Origin of the sequence: Phaeovulum veldkampii DSM 11550 (genome assembly GCF_003034995.1) — a bacterium.
GTDB classification, from domain to species: Bacteria; Pseudomonadota; Alphaproteobacteria; order Rhodobacterales; family Rhodobacteraceae; genus Phaeovulum; species Phaeovulum veldkampii.
In genome coordinates, this window is sequence record NZ_PZKF01000106.1 from 1 (window position 1) to 1,430 (window position 1,430).

Annotated in this window: 2 protein-coding genes; both read left to right on the plus strand. The window is 61.8% G+C overall.

From position 1 onward, the window contains the following. The coding region (locus C5F46_RS16080) for a chromate transporter (protein ID WP_146160263.1) at window positions 1-542 on the plus strand (542 nt) is incomplete at its 5' end. Window positions 543-815: 273 nt separating this feature from the next. After that, window positions 816-956: a K(+)-transporting ATPase subunit F gene (kdpF, locus tag C5F46_RS17220; RefSeq protein WP_268952708.1), complete on the plus strand. Its 141-nt coding sequence runs from the start codon at window positions 816-818 to the stop codon at window positions 954-956. The last annotated feature ends 474 nt before the right edge of the window (window positions 957-1,430 follow it).

The following is a 1,430-nucleotide window of genomic DNA, read 5'->3' on the forward strand; positions in this document are numbered from 1 at the left end:
GGCAAGGTCAGGCTCTGGCGGTGTTCGACAGCTTCTACCGCGCGGGCGCGCTGGTCTTTGGCGGCGGCCATGTCGTGCTGCCGCTTCTGGAGGCCGAGGTGGTACAGCCCGGCTGGGTGACCCAGGATGCCTTCCTTGCCGGTTACGGTGCGGCGCAGGCGGTGCCTGGGCCGCTCTTCACCTTCGCGGCCTATCTGGGCACCGTCCTCGGCCCTGAACCGAATGGTGTGGTGGGTTCGGTGATCGCCCTTCTCGCGGTTTTCCTGCCCGGCTTCCTGATCCTGATCGGCGTCCTGCCCTTCTGGGACAGGTTCCGGTCGATGGCGCGGGCGCAGTCGCTGATGCAGGGCGCAAACGCCGCTGTCGTCGGTATCCTGGGCGCAGCGCTCTACTCGCCGGTTTTCACCAGCGCCATTGGCGACACGCGGGACTTCACCTTGGCCTTGGCCTGCTTCGTCCTGCTGATGGCCTGGAAGATGCCGCCTTGGGGTGTGGTAATCGTTGCTGCTCTCGGAGGTGTCGGTATTGAGCTTCTTACCTGAAGACGACACCGAGTTCGAAGCAAAGCGAAAGTACCACGCGGCTTCCTGAAAATGCGAATGGCTTCGCGCACCACTCGGCCTTGATACGACTCACCGGGAACTTGGCGAACTACCACGCCTCGGGGCACGATTTGCAGCCTTTACGAATTCTTTACGCGGATCACTTGTGTTCCTCATAGCCCCCTTACGCAGTCTTCGCCGGCCTGTTCCTGACACACTTGAAGGAGCTGTCGATGCTTGACTTTCTCTACATTTTCCTCGGCCTCGAAGTTTTTGCAGCCTGCGCCGCCGGCATCCGCGCCTTCGATCGGCTGTGAGGGCGGCGCCATCTTCGATCTGATTCTTGGGCTCGCAGTGGAAGCTGGCCTGTTCGTCTATCTCGGCGCGGCGCTGCTACGGCCCGACCGGTGCTAGGGGTGCCGCATCACGCTTGAACTCATCGCTGTAGTTGCTTGTCCCCATCTCGGCCCCATTGCCCAAAAGTTAGGGGGCAAAGCGTCTATAAAGAATCCAGGGGCACCTCAGGCTCGCAGCTCTTTGGTCCCAGTCAGGTCGCCACTTCGCCGGCTATCTTGGGCGTTGTCTGCTCTGCCATCATCGCGCGATTTCGCCAGCAATCACGGCTCTCCCATGAACAGCGAGTGTCGCCGTGAACCTTGGACAGCCGAACTGTCGAATGATTTCCAGAACGCGAGCCTCGTAAGCCGCTTGCCCGATGAGCCGGCACAGGTCTGAAGCGTGAAACTGCCGGTTGCCACTTGGCGCAGCCTTGATCTGGTCGTGCAACTCCCGCTCCCGTGGATCAGGCGCTTGCTCCGACGTAGGCGCAGCCTCCGGTCGGATCCCCGTACCAGGTGACGTTCGCCAGCGACGCATGAAACCGAGCAG